Raw genomic sequence first — 16,772 nt, forward strand, 5'->3', positions numbered from 1 at the left:
CCCTCCAATGACGGACTCGGCATTTCCGTTCCCGACATTGGTTTTCCGACCCCAGAGGCGTATGGGCGGGCGCATGGCTGACGATCCCTTTGTCCTGTTCGATGCGTGGCTTGCCGAGGCGCGAGCGAGCGAAATCAACGATTATAATGCGATGGCGCTGGCGACGGTGGATGCGCGCCTGCAACCCTCGGTGCGCATGGTCTTGCTGAAGGGGCATGACGCCCGCGGATTCGTGTTCTACACCAACCGCGAGAGTCGCAAGGCACAGGAACTGGGCGATGGCAGCAAGGCCGCGCTTCTCTTCCACTGGAAATCGCTGCGCCGCCAGATCCGTATCGAGGGGCCGGTGTCGCGCGTCGACGATGCCGAGTCGGATGCCTATTTCGCCAGCCGGGGCCGCGACTCGCAGCTGGGCGCTTGGGCCTCGGACCAGTCGCGCCCGCTCGACGCCCGCGAGACGTTCGAGGCGCGCTTCGAGGAAATGCGTGCCCGCTTCGAGGGCGGCGACGTGCCGCGCCCGCCGCATTGGGGCGGATACCGCGTCACTCCGCAGCGGATCGAGTTCTGGCTCGACCGCGAACATCGGCTGCATGAGCGCCGTGTCTTCACCCGCACCAGCGAACATGGCTGGGACGAAGGATTGCTGTTCCCGTGACCCAGGACGAACGTAAGAAGATCATCCCGCTGGCGACCCGCGCGGCGCTGGCCAGCGTCGCGATGGCGCTGTTCCTGCTGGCGCTGAAGAGCTTTGCCGCATGGCGGACCGGCTCGGTCGCGATGCTGGGGTCGCTGGCCGATACCGCGCTTGACCTGCTGGCCAGTCTCGTGACGCTGTACGGCGTCCGGCTGGCGGCGACTCCGGCGGATCATGACCACCGCTTCGGCCATGGCAAGGCGGAGGCGCTGGCGGCGCTGTTCCAGGTCGCGCTGATCACCGCCTCGGCGGCGGGGATCGCCTGGCGTGCGGTCATGGCGCTCGGCTCGGACAATCCAACGGGCGACGCCGAGTTCGGCATCGGCGTGTCGGTGATCGCGATTGTCGCCACCATCATCCTGCTCGCCTATCAGCGCAGCGTCATCCGCCGCACCGGATCGGTCGCGATCCTGGCGGACAATGTCCATTACCAGTCCGACGTGATGCTCAACGGCTCGGTCATCGTCGCGATGGTGCTCGACCAGTATCTCGGCTGGCACGGCGCGGACCCGATCTTCGGTATCGCCATCGCGCTGTGGCTGGCCTGGGGCGCGTTCCAGGCCTCCTCGACCGCGATCGACCAGTTGATGGACAAGGAATGGTCCGACGACCAGCGCGCCGCCTTTCTCGACGTCGCCGCGCGCCAGCCGGGGTTGAAGGGAATCCACGACTTCCGCACCCGCCGTTCGGGCAGCCACGACTTCGCGCAGTTCCATATGGAGGTCGACCGCGACATGACGGTCGCCGCCGCGCATGACGTGGTCGAGGGCGTCGAGCGGGCGCTGCGCCGCGCCTTCCCCAAGGTCGAGGTGCTGATCCATCTCGATCCCGAAGGCCATGTCGACACCGACAATCCGCTGGTCGAGGCCGACGTGACCCCGCACTGGTTCGGCAAGCGGGTCGGCTATTGATGCGCATCCCCTTCACCCAGGTCGATGCCTTTGCCGATGCCGCGTTCGGCGGCAATCCGGCGGCGGTGATGATGTTGTCCGCCTGGCCGGACGACGCCACGCTGCTGGCGATCGCGCAGGAGAACAACCTGTCGGAAACCGCCTTTCTGGTGGCCGCAAATGGCGGCGAGGCGGATTTCGAACTGCGCTGGTTCACGCCGGGCGACGAGGTCGAGATGTGCGGCCATGCCACGCTGGCGAGCGGGCATGTCGTGCTGTCGTCGGATACGACGCGCGAACGGGTGCGCTTCGCGACGCGCCATGCCGGGGTGCTGGAGGTCGCGCGCGACGGGCTGGGCTACAGCATGTCCTTGCCCGAGCGAACGCCGTTGCCCCAGGCGCTGCCGGGCGTGGTCGAGGCGCTGGGCGTGGACGGCGTGGTCGAGACGTTGCGCCATCCGGCGGGCTATGCCGTCGTGGTGGTCGACGATGCGGCGACGGTACGCGGCTGCGCCCCGGATTTCGGCGCCCTGGCCAAGGCCGGGCGCTATGTCGTCATCCTGACCGCGCGCGGCGGGGCAGGGGAGGCGGATGTGGTGAGCCGCGTCTTCGTACCAGCCTTCGCCATCGATGAGGACCCGGTGACGGGCGCGGCACATGCCGTGCTGACGCCCTATTGGACGGAGAAGCTGGGACGCGACTCCTTCGTGGCGGAGCAGGCGAGTGCACGGGGCGGGCGGTTGACCTGTCGGGTGGACGGCGACCGGGTGATCCTGGGCGGAGGCTGCGTGACGGTGATCGAGGGCACGTTCCTGCTCGCTTGATCGACGGGCTTCGGTTTCGACCTCGCTCGGCTTGAACGGAAGTTTGAAGATGTAGCTGTTCCCCGGCGAAGGCCGGGGGCCCAGGCTCCACCAAATCCGTGGCGCGCGAATCGATGCGGGGGAGGCAGATGTTTCGCGCCTTCGAGGGTACGCGACAACTGGGCCCCGGCCTTCGCCGGGGTGACGCCATAAGACATTGAAGATGGCGCTACTCCGCCGCCAGCAACGTCTCGGCCGCCTGCAAATCCACCGAGACCAACCGGCTGACCCCGCGCTCGATCATGGTCACGCCGAACAGGCGGTGCATCCGGCTCATCGTCACCGCATTGTGGGTCACGATCAGATAGCGCGTATCCGTCTCGCGGGTCATCCGGTCGAGCAGGCCGCAGAAGCGGTCGATATTGGCGTCGTCCAGCGGCGCATCGACTTCGTCCAGCACGCAGATCGGCGCGGGGTTGGTCAGGAACAGCCCGAAGATCAGCGCCACCGCCGTCAGCGCCTGCTCGCCGCCCGACAACAGGGTCAGCGACTGGAGCCTCTTGCCCGGCGGCTGCGCCATGATCTCCAGCCCCGCCTCCAGCGGATCGTCCGAATCGATCAGCGCCAGATGCGCCGAGCCGCCGTCGAACAGCGTCGCGAACAAGGTCTGGAAATGGCCGTTCACCGCCTCGAACGCTTCCAGCAGCCGCTGCCGCCCCTCGCGGTTGAGCAGTCCGATCGAACTGCGCAGCCGCGCCACCGCCTGGACCAGATCCTCGCGCTCGGCGGCACTCGCCGCGCCGCTCGCTTCCAGATCGGCCAGTTCCTGTTCGGCGACCAGATTGACCGGGCCGATCCGTTCGCGGTCGGCGGACAGCTTGTCATGCGCGGCCGCCTCGGCCTGGGGTGAGCCGACGCTGGCGCTGTCGAAGGCCAGTTTTTCCGGCAGTACCGGCGCGGGGCAGGCGAAGCGTTCACCCGACACCCGCCCCAGCTCGACCCTGCGGAGTTCGTGATTCTCCACACGCGCCAGCGCCCCCGCCCGCGCCTCCCGCGCGGCGGACAGCAGGGCATGGGTCTCGGCATGCGCTGCCTCGATGGCGCGCAGCGCGCGTTCGGCGTCGGCTTCCTCGGTTTGCGTCCGTTCCGCCTCCGACTTGGCGGTGTCGTGCGCGGCGGCGAGCCGGGCGATCTCTTGGGCCAACAGGTGCGGCTGGTCGGCGAGCGCGGCGGCGTCGCGGTCCAGCGTCGCAGCGCGGTCGTCCATCTCGGCGATCCGGCCTGCCGCTTGCCCGGCACGCTGGTCCCAGCCCTGCGCCTCGGCCATGGCGGCGGACAGGCGGTCGCGGGTCTGCGCCAGGCTGCGCTCCAGCGTCGTCCGCTCCGACCGCGCCAGCGCCACGGCCGAGCGGGCGAGTTGCGTCTCCTGCTGGAGCCGCGCCGTCTCTGCCGCGCTCGCCGTGCCGTCGGGCAGTCCGGCCAGCGTGGCCTGGGCGCGGTCGCATTCGGCCAGCGCCTCGTCCATCTCGGCGGCGATGCGTTCGGCGCGGGTGGCGAGATCGGTGCGCTGGGCCGACAGCCGCTCGATCACCGCCTGCGCCCGGTCCTCGGCACGCTGGGCATCGCGCAAGGATGCTTCGGCGGTGGCGTGGAGGTTCCGCGCGCTGGCGGCGGCGGCGCGGGCGCGGGCGATCCGGTCCTCGATGGCAGCACGTGCCTCGGTCGCGGTCTGGACCGCCGCCTCGGCCGCCGGACGTTCGGCCTCCAGCGCGGCAAGCCGGTTGCGCCGCTCCATCCGCTCCGCCGCCGCCGCGCCGCCGCCCTCGCCGATATAGCCGTCCCAGCGCCGCAGCCGCCCCTCGCGCGTGACCAGCCGCTGCCCGACGCTCAGATGCTGACCCGAATCCGCCTCGACCAGGAAAATCTGCGACAGCCGCCGGGCAAGCGTCGGCGGCGCCTTGATCCGCTCGCCCAGCCGTAGCGTCCCGACCGGCGCGGCGGGGTCGTCGGGCGCGACGGGGGAGCCATGCCAGTCGACCAGCGGCGTCTCCAACTCGTCGCCCAGCGCGGCGGCCAGCGCGCGCTCGAACCCCGGCTCGGCCTGCACCTCGTCGAGCAGCCGGTCGCCGCCCTTGCTCGCGGTCGCGCGGGTCAGCGTCGCTGCTTCGGCCTCCAGCGCGGCGAGGGCGGCGATGGCGCGGGCGCGGGCTCCCTCGGCGGAATCGCGTTCGCCGGTCGCGGTCAGCTCGCTTTCCTCGGCCCAGCCTAGCGCCGCGCGGGCCTTGTCGGCATCGACCTTGGCGGCGGCCTGGGTCGCGATGGCGGCTTCGCGTGCCGCCTCCTGCTCGGCCATGTCGGGCAGCGCCTCGATCGCGGAGGCGACCGCGCGGGCATCGCGTTCGGCACGGGCATGGCGGGCGCGGGCGGCGGCCAGCGCGGCCTCGGCGATGCGGCGCTCGGCGGCTTCCGCAGCCTGGGCCGACAAGGCACGGGCCAATGCGACCTCGGCGTTGCGGTTCTTCGTCTCCGCCTCGGCCAGCAGCGCGTCGAGCCGGGGCATGGCCTGCACCGCATGGGCGATGCGCGCCTCCAGATCCTCGCACTCCTCGGCCAGCCGCCGGATCGCGGCGGCCGCGTCGTGCGCCAGCGCATCCTCGCGCGCGCGGTCCTCGTCGATGCGGGTGCGCGCGGCGGCCAGTTCCTCGATCCGCCGTTGCAGCCCATGGCGGCGGTCGCGGGTGCGCGACAGGGCATGACCCGCCTCGCTCAGCGTATCGCGCGCGGCGAGCGAGGCGGCGCGGGTGCGGGCGGCGCGCGCTACCGCCTGTTCCTGCGCGGCGGCGGCTTCGCGCTCGGCGGCGGTGGTTTCGGTGACGCGGCGCTCGGCGACCTCCGCCTCGATCTTCGCCTGTCCCGCCGCCTCGGCCGCGTCGCGCCAGCGGGCGAAGATCATCCGCGCCTCGGCCACCCGGATCTGGTCGGAGAGCAGGCGATACCGCTCCGCCGCGCGTGCCTGTCGCCGCAACGTCGCGATGCGGGCGTCCTGATCGGCGATCGCTTCGTCCAGCCGGGTCAGGTTGGTCTCGGTCGCGCGCAGCTTGGTCTCGGCATCGCGGCGGCGGACATGGAGCCCGGCGATCCCGGCCGCTTCCTCCAGCATCGCGCGGCGCTCGGCGGGCTTGGCGGCGATGACCGCGCCGATCCGGTTCTGGCTGACAAGGGCGGGCGAATGCGCCCCGGTCGCGGCGTCGGCGAAGAGCAGCGCCACGTCCTTGGCGCGCACGTCGCGCCCGTCGATGCGATAGGCCGAGCCCGCGCCCCGCTCGATCCGGCGGACGATCTCGGTCTCGTCCCCCTCGCGCTCGGCCAGGATCGTGACCTCGGCAAAGTCGCGCGGCGGGCGGGTGGCGGTCCCTGCGAAGATCACGTCTTCCATGCCCGCGCCGCGCATCGAGCGCGCGCTGTTCTCGCCCATCGTCCAGCGCAGCGCCTCGAGCAGGTTGGACTTGCCGCAGCCATTGGGCCCGACAACGCCGGTCAGCCCCGGTTCGATGACCAGATCGGCCGGATCGACGAAGCTCTTGAAACCCGAAATGCGAAGCCGCTTGATCTGCACGGACCCGGTCGCCGCTCCCCCGATGCGCTGTGGTTAACCGATAGCGAATGGGGGCGGGATGTCGAGGGAAGGATTATGATACCGCCGACGTGAGTATGGCCTCGATCGCGTGGTATCGCGGGTTACCCATGAGGGGGGGCATTCGCCCAAGCGATCGACCAGCGCCATATTCGGCCACTTTCCTTACCCGGCAAACAACGTCATGATGCTGACCGCCGTCCGTCAGATGGAGTGCTTATGCAATTGATCCATAACCTACGGGGGAGCAATTCCCGGGCATTGCGGAATGCCGTCTGGGCGCTGCTGACGTGCGTGCTTCTCGCCCCGGCCCTGGCAATGCCATTTACCAGTGAGGTCGATTGGAGCCTGGTCGACTTCGTGTTTGCCGCCATATTGCTCGGGACGATCGGCGTTGCCTGCGAATGCGCCCCGCGCCTGTCGGCTCCCCTGGCGGTCCGTGCCCTGATCGTGATCGGAACAGTGGCAGTGGTGTGCACGATATGGGCTGATGCGGCGGTTGGCATCGTCGACTAGCCACTGCCCGATATTCGGCAAGACAAGTCGTTCGACGGAGAGTTGTCCCGGATTACCTGAATCGCTGCAATTCGAACGGTGACGTGGGAACCGGCGTCGACTCCCCAGCCACCATCGCCGCCACCAACTCGCCAGTAATCGGGGCGAGCGTCAGGCCGAGATGGTTGTGCCCGAAGGCGTAGGATACGCCTCTGGTCCCCGGCACCCGCCCGATCGCGGGCAGGTAATCCGGCAGGGTCGGCCGCGCGCCCATCCAGGGCTTGGCATCCTCACCGATCGGCAGGCCGAGCGCGGCGATGTGGTGGCGCAGGCGGTTCCACTTGGCGGGGTCGGGCTTGGCTTCGGCACGGGCGAACTCGACGATGCTGGCGGCGCGCAGGCCGCCTGCGAAGCGGGTGACGATCATCGAGCGGTCCTCGAACACCACCGGGGGCAGGTCGGCGGGCCAGTCGATGTCGGGGCCGGTCTGGAGGTGATAGCCGCGCTCGGCGATGATCGGGGCCTTCAGGCCGAAGGGGCGGAGTAGGGCAGCGCTCGCCACGCCCGCCGTCACGACGATCTGGTCGGCGGTCAGGCGGCGGTCGTCGGTCAGGCGGACCTCGCCATCGCCGATGCTCGCGACCCGTGCGACGAGGCGGGTGCCGCCGTCCGCCACAAAGCGCGCGGTCGTGGTTTCGGCGAGGCGCGTCGGGTCGGCGATCTGGCCGCTGCCCTCGAAGCGGATGCCGCCCGCGATGGGTGCGCGGACGCGAGTGCGCCAGTCCTGCAACTCCGCCTCGGTCAGCGGACGGAAGTGGGCGGTGCCGGTGTCCGCCGCCCGCCAGTTCGCCAGGCCCCGCGCGGCGCTCTCCGGCGTTTCCCACAGCACGACATGGCCGTGTGGGCGCAGCAAATCCGGCACGCCCATCGCTGCAACATGACGCTCCCAGGCGGGCATGGCTTGGGCGAGCAGCCCCGCCAGTGCCTTATGCGAACGCTCGTACCGCGCCGGGCGCGCGGCCTTGAGCAGGCGCAGCGAGAAGGGCAGCCAGGTCGCGATCTGGCGCGGCGGCAGGGCCAGCGCGCCGCCGCGCCAGAACAGCCGCTTGGCGAAGCCGCGCACCATCGCGGGCGAGGCGATCGGCTCGGCCTGTTCGGTCGCGATGTGACCCGCATTGCCCCAGGAGGCGGCGCGCGGCGTCTGCTCCGCCTCGATCAGCGTCACCGTCCACCCTGCGCGTTGCAGGGCGAGCGCCGTGGTGGTGCCGATGACGCCGCCGCCGACCACGATGGCGCTGCGATGATCCGAGGGGCTCGCGTGATTTTCCGGCTTGGGCATGACGCCGGTCATATCGTATACGGATTTTACAGCAAGGGAATCCCGATGACGTCACCCACGATCCGCCATACCTTTTTCTGCATCGACGGCCATACCGCGGGCAATCCCGTCCGCCTCGTGGCGGGCGGCGCGCCGCTGCTGCGCGGGTCCAGCATGGCCGAGCGGCGGCTGGATTTCCTGGAGCGGTTCGACTGGATCCGCACCGGCCTGTGCTTCGAGCCGCGCGGGCATGACATGATGTCGGGCGGCTTCCTCTATCCGCCCTGCGAGCCAGACAGCGACGCCGCGATCCTGTTCATCGAGACGAGCGGCTGCCTGCCCATGTGCGGGCACGGTACGATCGGCATGATCACCTTCGGCCTGGAAAACGGCCTGATTACCCCGCGCGAACCCGGCAAGCTGAAGGTCGAGGTGCCCGCCGGTACCATCCATATCGAATATGAAAAGGAAGGCGCCAAGGTCACAGCGGTCCGCATCCGCAACGTGCCCGCTTATCTGGCGGCCGAGGGCATTGCGATCGACGTGCCCGGCTTCGGTCCGCTGACGCTGGATGTCGCTTATGGCGGCAATTACTATGCCATTATCGAGCCGCAGGGGGCCTATACCGGGCTGGACGATCTGGGCGCGTCGAAGCTGGTCGAACTCAGCCGCACGATCCGCGAACTGGTCCGCGAAAAGTTCGAGCCGGTCCACCCGCTCGAACCCTCGATCCGGGGGGTCAGCCATGTGCTCTGGGCCGACAAGCCCTCGGCGGAGGATGCCGACGGGCGTAATGCGGTATTCTATGGCGAGCGTGCGATCGATCGGAGCCCGTGCGGTACCGGCACCTCGGCGCGGCTGGCGCATCTGGCGGCCAAGGGGCGGCTGAAGGTCGGCGACCGCTTCGTGCACGAAAGCTATATCCGCAGCCGCTTCATCGGCCGGGTCGAGGAAGCGACCGAACTCGGCGGTCAGGCGGCGATCGTGCCGTCGATCCAGGGCTCGGCGGTGTCGACCGGCTACAACACGATCTGGATCGACCGCGAGGATCCGTTCTGGGCCGGGTTCACGGTGGTATAAGGCCGTCTTTCACGCGAAGCCGCGAAGGACTTTGTTCGCGCGGAGACGCGGAGGCGCGGAGGCGCGGAGATTACGGCCCGCGCGGCAGCGCTTGGACATCATCGACAGGTCGAGATGACAGGGCCGCTGGCGCGGCGAGTTCCAACCCTCCGCGTCTCCGCGCCTCCGCGCGAACCTCTTCTTTTTCGCGGCTTTGCGTCTTCGTGTGAACCAGCCCCGGCCTCAGCCGGGACGGTCCTTTACCCCAGATCGTCGATCGCAGGCTGCGGCTCGGTGAACCAGGCTGCGCCCGTCTCGGTGACGTGGAAATGATCCTCCAGCCGCACGCCGAAGCGGTCGGGCACGACGATCATCGGTTCGTTGGAAAAGCACATGCCGGGCGTTAGCGGCGTCTTGTCGCCGCGCACCAGATAGGCGGGCTCGTGGATCGACAGGCCGATGCCGTGGCCGGTACGGTGCGGCAGGCCGGGCAGGCGGTAATCGGGGCCGAGGCCCGACCGTTCCAGTACGGCGCGCGCGGCGTCATCGACCGCCTCGCAGGGGTCGCCCGGCCGGACGGCGGCGAAGGCGGCGGCCTGCGCTTCCTTTTCGATGTCCCAGATGCGGCGCACCTCGTCACCGACCTCGCCGAACGCATAGGTGCGGGTGATGTCGCTGTGATAGCCGTCGATCAGCGTGCCGGTGTCGACCAGCACCACGTCCCCGTCACGCAGCACATCGTCCTGCGGCAGGCCATGCGGGAAGGCGGTCGAGCGGCCGAACTGTACGGCGCAGAAGTAATTGCCGGTCGACGCGCCCAGCGCCCGGTGCGCCTGGTCGATGAAGCGGATCACTTCCGACGCGCGAATGCCCTCATGCAGGATGCGCGCGGCGCGGCGATGCACCTCCAGCGTGATGTCCATCGCCTGTTGCATCAGCGCGATCTCGGCGGGCGACTTGATCATGCGGCAGCCGTCGACGACCGGCCCGCCATCGACCAGCGTCACGCCCGGCGCGGCGGCGCGGATACGCTCGACGAACAGGAACGCCATGGCGGGGTCGACCGCCAATGTCCTGGCCCCCGCCGCCTTCAGGGCGTCGGCGACCAGCGCGGAGGGGCTTTCATCCTCTTCCCACAGCCGGATGTCAGTGGCGGGGATGGACAGGCTCGCCTCGAACGAGCCCAGTTCGAAGCCGGGGCAGATGAAGATCGGCTCGCCCGCGATCGGCAGCAGCATCGCCACCAGCCGCTCGGTCGCGCCCCAGGCGACGCCGGTGAAATAGCGCAAGGACGCCCCCGCACCGATCAGCAGCGCGTCGGCATCCATATGGGCCATCAGTTCGCGGGCGCGGGTCAGCCGCTGTGCCCGTTCCTGCGCGGAGATGACCGGCGCGGGGTTGGCCCAGGGCGACAGGCTCGCCAACTCGCGCTCCGCCGTCGATCCGCCGATCATTCCCGCCATGTCACTTGCTCCGTTTCGTATACGGTTGAGCGTGTAGCGGCTGTCGGCGCACGGGGCCAGTGGGACGTGGATCGCCAAGGGAATCCCTCGACACTTTGCCCTATATGAACGGAAGTCAGGCCTGTCCCGTCACCCCCCGTACATCGCCATCGCATCGCGCCGGAACGCCGCACCGCTGTCGGTGCGGCTGTAGAACATATGCCCGCCCGGATAGACGTTCAGCTTCACCCGCTGCGCGACGCCGTAGCTCGGCATCTGGTCGACGATCAGGCGCGAGGCGAAATACGGGCAGGACAGGTCGTCCCAACCGTGCACGATCATCACCTTCATCTTCGGGTCGTTGGCGATCGCCTTGCGCAGGTCGGTGACGGGGGTGTCGTCGGGCTTGCCGCGATCCCAGGCGCTGTTCACCTCATAGGACAGCGCGTGATAACGGGCGTCGGTCTTCCAGCCGACTTCGCGCGTCACGAAATCGACCATCGCGCTGGTCGTCGGTGCGATCAGCGAGTCGAGCAGCGGGTCGTTGGACCGCTGCTGCGACGACCAAGGGAAGGGATCGAAGGCGGTGACGTTCGAGTCATAGATGCTCCCGATCGTCGAATCGTTGCGGTGAATCTCGCGCAGATAGGTCCGCGTGTCGATCCGCCCGCCCAACTGACGGACCAGCGCCGGGTCGAGGCCGGTCAGCTCGGTCACGCGCGTCACCATCCGGTCGACCGCCTGGGTATCCGACCGCCCGCGCATCAGGTCGCGCAGATAGTCGCCGCGCGCATAGGCCTCGACTCCCGCCATCGCGTCCGGCGTCAGCTTGCCCTGCCGCTCCAGCTGCGCGGCGGCCATGGATGGCAGATCGATCATCCACGGCAGGGGCGACAGCGCGGTGGCATCGTCGCCCGAGGCGGGGTCGAGATAGGGCGACACCATCACCAGCCCGTTCACCCCGACGCCGATCTGCGACTGGAGTTCGTAGGCGATGCGCGGCGCGCGATAGCCGCCATAGCTTTCGCCCATGACATATTTGGGCGAGCGCAGCCGTCCTTCCTTGACCAGCCAGTCATAGACGACCTTGGACAGGTACTTGATGTCCGGGTCGTTGGCGTAAAAGGCTTTCTTCGTCTCGGCCTCGTCGACCAGGCTGCGGCTGAAGCCGGTGCCGATGGGGTCGATGAAGACCAGGTCGGTGAAGTCCAGCCAGCTATTGGGATTGTCGGTGGTGACCGGCGCGTCGGAGGGGGCGTCGCCCTGCGCACCGAACGGCACCCGCTTCGGGCCGACCGCACCCAGGTTCAGATAGACCGAGGCCGCGCCCGGCCCGCCATTGAACGCGAAGGTGACGGGCCGCCGCACATCGCCGCCGGGCACGGTATAGGCGGTGTAGACGACCTGCCCGATCTCCTTGCCCTTGTCGTCGCGCACCGCGATCTTGCCCACGGTCGCCTTGTAATTGATGACCCGGCCACCGATCCGCGCGCTCTGGCTGATCGTCTTGTCGGCGGGCAGGGGCGGGCGCTTGCTGTCGTCGTCCTTCGTTTCTGTGGTGGTCTTGGTTTCGGTCTTCTCGGCCTTTTGCGCGAGGGCGGGCGTGGCGGCGCTGCTGGCCAGCAGCAACAGGGCGGTCAGGTGCAAGGTCTTCGACACGTTGGAAACTACTCCCCCTCGAACGGCGATCGGCAGGTATCAAGGCCAAGCGGGATCATGCGCCGGACTTCCGCGTTCCCGCAAGCCCGCCCCTCTCGAAACGGCCGCCTCCGCTTCCTATCTCGCCTCTGGCCTTCCTCCCGGAACAGAAGTAGAACCTGCCTCATGCTGACCAAGATTTCCGTCCGCGGCGCGCGCGAGCACAATCTCAAGGATGTCGATATCGACATTCCCCGTGACACGCTGACGGTGATCACCGGCCTGTCGGGATCGGGCAAGTCGTCGCTGGCGTTCGACACCATCTATGCCGAGGGACAGCGGCGTTATGTCGAGTCGCTGTCGGCCTATGCGCGCCAGTTCCTGGAGATGATGCAGAAGCCGGACGTCGACCATATCGAGGGGCTGTCTCCCGCCATCTCGATCGAGCAGAAGACGACCAGCCGCAATCCGCGCTCGACCGTGGCGACCGTCACCGAAATCTACGACTATATGCGCCTGCTCTGGGCGCGCGTCGGCATCCCGTACTCGCCCGCCACCGGCGAGCCGATCGCGGCGCAGACGGTCAGCCAGATGGTCGACCGGGTGATGACCCTGCCCGAGGGCACGCGCCTCTATCTGCTGGCCCCCGTCGTGCGCGGCCGCAAGGGCGAATATCGCAAGGAAATGGCCGAGTGGCAGAAGGCGGGCTTCACCCGCGTCCGCATCGACGGCCAGCTTTATGAGATCGACGAGGCGCCTGCGCTCGACAAGAAGTTCAAGCATGACATCGAGGTGGTGGTCGACCGTCTGGTGGTGCGCGAGGATATCGCCACGCGTCTGGCCGACAGTTTCGAAACCGCGCTGAAGCTGGCGGACGGTCTGGCCTATGTCGACCCCGCCGATCCGGTCGAGCCCGCCACGCCCAAGTCCGCCGTGCTGGGCAACAACGCGCCCGACGGCCGCATCGTCTTCTCCGAGAAGTTCGCCTGTCCGATCAGCGGCTTCACCATTTCCGAGATCGAGCCGCGCCTGTTCTCGTTCAACGCGCCGCAGGGGGCCTGCCCGGCCTGTGACGGTCTGGGCGAGAAGCTGATCTTCGACGAAGACCTGGTCGTCCCCAATCACGAGCTGTCGATCAAGAAGGGCGCGGTCGTGCCCTGGGCCAAGTCCAACCCGCCCAGCCCCTATTATATGCAGGTACTCGGCAGCCTGGCGCGCGAGTTCGGTTTCTCGCTGGAGACGCCGTGGAAGGATCTGGAGGACAAGGTCCGCGACGCGATCCTGCATGGCACCAAGGGCAAGGCGGTCACGCTGACCTTTGTCGACGGCAAGAAGTCCTATGACGTGAAAAAGCCGTTCGAGGGTGTGATCGGCAATCTCAACCGCCGGATGCTCCAGACCGAGAGCGCCTGGATGCGCGAGGAACTGGCCAATTACCAGTCGTCGCAGCCCTGTGAGGTCTGCCACGGCGCGCGGCTGAAGCCCGAGGCGCTGGCGGTCAAGATCGCCATGCAGGACATCTCTTATGCCACGCATCTGTCGGTGGTCGACGCGTTGGCCTTCTTCACCGGCCTGCCCGAACATCTGACCGACCAGCAGCGTGCCATCGCGCAGCCGATCCTGAAGGAGATCGTCGAGCGGCTGGGCTTCCTCAACAATGTCGGTCTCGATTACCTCAATCTCGACCGGACCAGCGGCACGCTGTCGGGTGGCGAGAGCCAGCGGATCCGTCTCGCGTCGCAGATCGGCTCGGGCCTGTCCGGCGTGCTCTATGTGCTCGACGAGCCGTCGATCGGGCTCCACCAGCGTGACAACGACATGCTGCTCGCGACGCTGCGGCGGTTGCGCGACCTGGGCAACACGGTGCTGGTCGTCGAGCATGACGAGGATGCGATCCGCACCGCCGACTATGTCATCGACATGGGGCCGGGGGCGGGCGTGCATGGCGGCCAGATCGTCGCGCACGGCACGCTGAAGCAGTTGCTCAAGTCGAAGACCAGCGTGACCGCCGACTATCTGAACGGCACGCGCGAGGTCGCGGTCCCGGCCAAGCGCCGCAAGGGCTCGGGCAAGAAGCTGACCGTGCACAAGGCGACCGCCAACAATCTCCAGGGCGTGACCGCCAGCATTCCGCTCGGCACCTTCACCTGCATCACCGGCGTGTCGGGATCGGGCAAGTCGAGCTTCACCATCGACACGCTCTACGCCGCCGCCGCGCGGTCGCTGAACGGCGCGCGCATCCTGGCGGGCAAGCATGAGAAGATCACCGGGCTCGACCATCTCGACAAGGTGATCGACATCGACCAGTCGCCGATCGGCCGCACCCCGCGCTCGAACCCGGCGACCTATACCGGCGCGTTCACCCAGATTCGCGACTGGTTCGCGGGACTGCCTGAGGCACAGGCGCGCGGCTACAAGCCCGGCCGGTTCAGCTTCAACGTCAAGGGCGGCCGGTGCGAGGCGTGCCAGGGCGATGGCGTGCTCAAGATCGAGATGCACTTCCTGCCCGATGTCTATGTCACCTGCGACGTGTGCCACGGCGCGCGCTACAATCGCGAGACGCTGGAGGTGAAGTTCAAGGGGCACTCGATCGCCGATGTGCTCGACATGACGGTCGAGGACGCCGCCGAATTCTTCCAGGCGGTGCCGCCGATCCGCGACAAGATGGCGATGCTGGTCGAGGTGGGGTTGGGTTACGTCAAGGTCGGCCAGCAGGCGACGACCCTGTCGGGCGGCGAGGCGCAGCGGGTGAAGCTGGCCAAGGAATTGTCGCGCCGCGCGACCGGCAACACGCTTTACATCCTCGACGAACCGACGACCGGCCTGCATTTCGAGGATGTTCGCAAATTGCTCGAAGTGCTCCACGCACTGGTGGAGCAGGGCAATACCGTGGTGGTGATCGAGCATAATCTCGACGTCATCAAGACCGCCGACTGGATCGTCGATCTAGGTCCCGAAGGCGGTGTGAAGGGCGGCGAGATCGTCGCGGTGGGCAAACCCGAAGTGGTCGCCGCCGAACCACGCAGCTTCACCGGCAAATATTTGAAGCCGTTGCTCGACAAGGGGCAGGCTCAGGCGGCGGAGTAAGGCTTTCCCGGGGTGGTGGTGTGCGGGTCATGATGTGGTCCAACATGTGAAGATGCTGCGGTCCGTGCCATCTGGGCTTGCACAGGCCGCGTCCCAGTCCAGCCAGTCGGCCGATTGCGCCGGCCGTATCCGCTACGGAAGGGGGGGCTTATCCTCTTCCTCCTGCCACCCCGGCGAAGGCCGGGGTCCAGTTGCGGAACGGTCGGAGTCACCCGCGGCGGCCATCCAACTGGATCCCGGACTTCGCCGGGATGGTATGATGGGATGTGAGAGAGCCCCTACGAGACGATCTGTGGGGATGTCGCTTTGCTAAGGAATAGACCTGACACCGCCCCGCGTTGATAGGGTATCCCTTGGCCTTCGGCTTCGCTCAGGCCGAACGGAGGTTGGATATTGCTTGAGGCACTTCCTTCGCTCGCATCAAGCGAAGTCGCAGTGCCTGCCCTACATGCAAACACCCACACCAAACCCCGCCAAAACCGCTTAACATATCGCAACCTTTGCCGCCGCGAAGCGATTCCCTCGCATCACCCAAGAGGGAGGATGTGATGCGTGCATGGACACTCGGCCTGATCGGGGCCGCGACGCTGGTTTCCGGTTGCTCCACCTATGACAATGGTTTCGGCGGCTTGGGCGGCGGCCCGCGCTATGCCTATGACTATAACCGGCCCGACCCCGCTTATGGCGGCTATTATGCCGACCGCTATTATGTCGACAATGCGCGGTATCGCGAGCGGCGGTTGAGCCGGAACGACCGCGTCTATGTCGGGCAGGACGGCCGTTATTATTGCCGTCGCAACGACGGCACCACCGGTCTGATCGTCGGCGGTATTGCGGGCGGTGCGCTCGGTGCGGCGATCACCTCGGGCGGATCGCAGACGCTCGGCACGCTGCTGGGTGCGGCAGGCGGTGCGCTGGCGGGACGCGCGATCGAGCGGAACAATGTCCGCTGCCGTTAAATCCGGCTGTTGACGTCCGACAAATGAATGGGCCGGTTCTCTCCCTGTCGCAAGGAGAGGACCGGCCTTGTCATGTCCGGCCCCGATAAACCTTGGATGAACGCCATGTCACGTTCTGCGACAATTGGCGACATAATAGATAAGTCATTGGTATAGCTTTGCGATTGTCACGACCCATATTGCGGATCGGGCCAGTAATCGCCCGCTTTATTAAGGGAGTGTCATCATGAAGGCCATGATCCTTGCGAGCCTGGGTTTCGCCACCATCGCCGTCCCCACGGTCGCCGAGGCGCAGCGCTGGACCCCGATCGCGCAGCGCCAGGGCCAGCTGCAGCAGCGGATCGACCAAGGCATCCGCTCCGGCGCGCTCAACCGGCGCGAGGCGGGGCGGCTCCAGTCCGAACTGCGTGGCCTGAGCCAGCTCGAATATCGCTATCGCCGGTCGGGCGGTGGCCTGAGCGTCTCGGAGCGTAATGATCTGGACCGTCGCTACGCGATGCTGAGCCGTCAGGTCCGCTTCGAGAAGAACGACCGCAATTATCGCCGCTGATCGGTGACGGCCGCGCCCGAAGCGCTCGGGCGCGGTATGTCGGGCCGCTCGATCGGGCGGCCGCTATCCTTCCATTTGTCCAGTATCTGGCCCGACGTGGCCAGCCGGTCGCTGATCCCCGTTTCGCGTGGCGGAGCGGGGGTCGGCGTTTCGCGCGTCGGGGCCGGGCGCGCCGGTACAGGCGTCGCGCCGGGCAGGGGCGG

12 protein-coding genes and 1 pseudogene are annotated in these 16,772 nt (G+C 67.9%); 8 read left to right on the plus strand and 5 right to left on the minus strand.

Going from position 1 to position 16,772, the window contains the following annotated elements; genetic code table 11:
- The first annotated feature begins 73 nt into the window (after positions 1-73).
- From pdxH to NS355_RS06035, 3 genes are read left to right on the plus strand one after another with little or no spacing between them, the layout of a single operon-like run.
- The gene (pdxH, locus tag NS355_RS06025) at positions 74-655 is read left to right on the plus strand and encodes a pyridoxamine 5'-phosphate oxidase (protein ID WP_058744889.1); all 582 of its coding nucleotides are present in this window, start codon (positions 74-76) and stop codon (positions 653-655) included.
- A complete protein-coding gene (locus tag NS355_RS06030; RefSeq protein ID WP_058744881.1) occupies positions 652-1,605 on the plus strand; it encodes a cation diffusion facilitator family transporter in 954 nt (317 codons plus the stop codon). Before pdxH ends, NS355_RS06030 begins: the two co-directional genes overlap by 4 nt.
- Positions 1,605-2,408 carry a PhzF family phenazine biosynthesis protein gene (locus NS355_RS06035; protein WP_058744882.1) on the plus strand — a complete coding sequence of 268 codons (804 nt, stop codon included), beginning with the start codon at positions 1,605-1,607 and terminating at the stop codon, positions 2,406-2,408. Before NS355_RS06030 ends, NS355_RS06035 begins: the two co-directional genes overlap by 1 nt.
- Before the next feature lie 208 nt (positions 2,409-2,616).
- Here the strand turns inward: NS355_RS06035 and NS355_RS06040 are convergent, their stop codons facing one another.
- Positions 2,617-6,003 carry a chromosome segregation SMC family protein gene (locus tag NS355_RS06040; protein ID WP_058744883.1) on the minus strand — a complete coding sequence of 1,129 codons (3,387 nt, stop codon included), beginning with the start codon at positions 6,001-6,003 and terminating at the stop codon, positions 2,617-2,619.
- A gap of 237 nt (positions 6,004-6,240) precedes the next feature.
- Between NS355_RS06040 and NS355_RS06045 the strand changes: the two genes are divergently transcribed.
- Positions 6,241-6,537, plus strand: a complete 297-nt coding sequence (locus NS355_RS06045) for a hypothetical protein (RefSeq protein WP_058744884.1) — start codon at positions 6,241-6,243, stop codon at positions 6,535-6,537.
- A gap of 52 nt (positions 6,538-6,589) precedes the next feature.
- Here the strand turns inward: NS355_RS06045 and NS355_RS06050 are convergent, their stop codons facing one another.
- A complete protein-coding gene (locus tag NS355_RS06050) occupies positions 6,590-7,855 on the minus strand; it encodes an NAD(P)/FAD-dependent oxidoreductase (RefSeq protein ID WP_058744890.1) in 1,266 nt (421 codons plus the stop codon).
- A gap of 45 nt (positions 7,856-7,900) precedes the next feature.
- Here NS355_RS06050 and NS355_RS06055 point away from each other — a divergent pair, with 45 nt between their 5' ends.
- Complete coding sequence (locus NS355_RS06055) at positions 7,901-8,914, plus strand: 4-hydroxyproline epimerase (protein ID WP_209445028.1); 1,014 nt, start codon at positions 7,901-7,903, stop codon at positions 8,912-8,914.
- A gap of 239 nt (positions 8,915-9,153) precedes the next feature.
- On the opposite strand, the gene NS355_RS06060 is transcribed toward NS355_RS06055, so the two are convergent.
- Positions 9,154-10,356: a M24 family metallopeptidase gene (locus NS355_RS06060; protein WP_058744885.1), complete on the minus strand. Its 1,203-nt coding sequence runs from the start codon at positions 10,354-10,356 to the stop codon at positions 9,154-9,156.
- Between the two features lie 129 nt (positions 10,357-10,485).
- Positions 10,486-11,994, minus strand: a complete 1,509-nt coding sequence (locus NS355_RS06065; protein WP_084787587.1) for a S10 family peptidase — start codon at positions 11,992-11,994, stop codon at positions 10,486-10,488.
- A 165-nt stretch (positions 11,995-12,159) separates the two neighbouring features.
- Here NS355_RS06065 and uvrA point away from each other — a divergent pair, with 165 nt between their 5' ends.
- The 3 genes from uvrA to NS355_RS06080 all read left to right on the plus strand — a co-directional run bounded on the left by uvrA (position 12,160) and on the right by NS355_RS06080 (position 16,569).
- Complete coding sequence (uvrA, locus tag NS355_RS06070; RefSeq protein WP_058744886.1) at positions 12,160-15,060, plus strand: excinuclease ABC subunit UvrA; 2,901 nt, start codon at positions 12,160-12,162, stop codon at positions 15,058-15,060.
- Between the two features lie 548 nt (positions 15,061-15,608).
- A complete protein-coding gene (locus tag NS355_RS06075) occupies positions 15,609-16,019 on the plus strand; it encodes a glycine zipper 2TM domain-containing protein (RefSeq protein ID WP_153008083.1) in 411 nt (136 codons plus the stop codon).
- 226 nt (positions 16,020-16,245) lie between these two features.
- Complete coding sequence (locus tag NS355_RS06080; RefSeq protein WP_056430793.1) at positions 16,246-16,569, plus strand: hypothetical protein; 324 nt, start codon at positions 16,246-16,248, stop codon at positions 16,567-16,569.
- Here NS355_RS06080 and NS355_RS18625 read toward each other — a convergent pair.
- Positions 16,557-16,772, minus strand: a pseudogene (locus NS355_RS18625) (cell wall hydrolase); the annotation flags it as partial. The gene NS355_RS06080 and the pseudogene NS355_RS18625 overlap by 13 nt on opposite strands.

This window comes from Sphingomonas yabuuchiae (assembly GCF_001477495.1).
GTDB classification, from domain to species: Bacteria; Pseudomonadota; Alphaproteobacteria; order Sphingomonadales; family Sphingomonadaceae; genus Sphingomonas; species Sphingomonas yabuuchiae_A.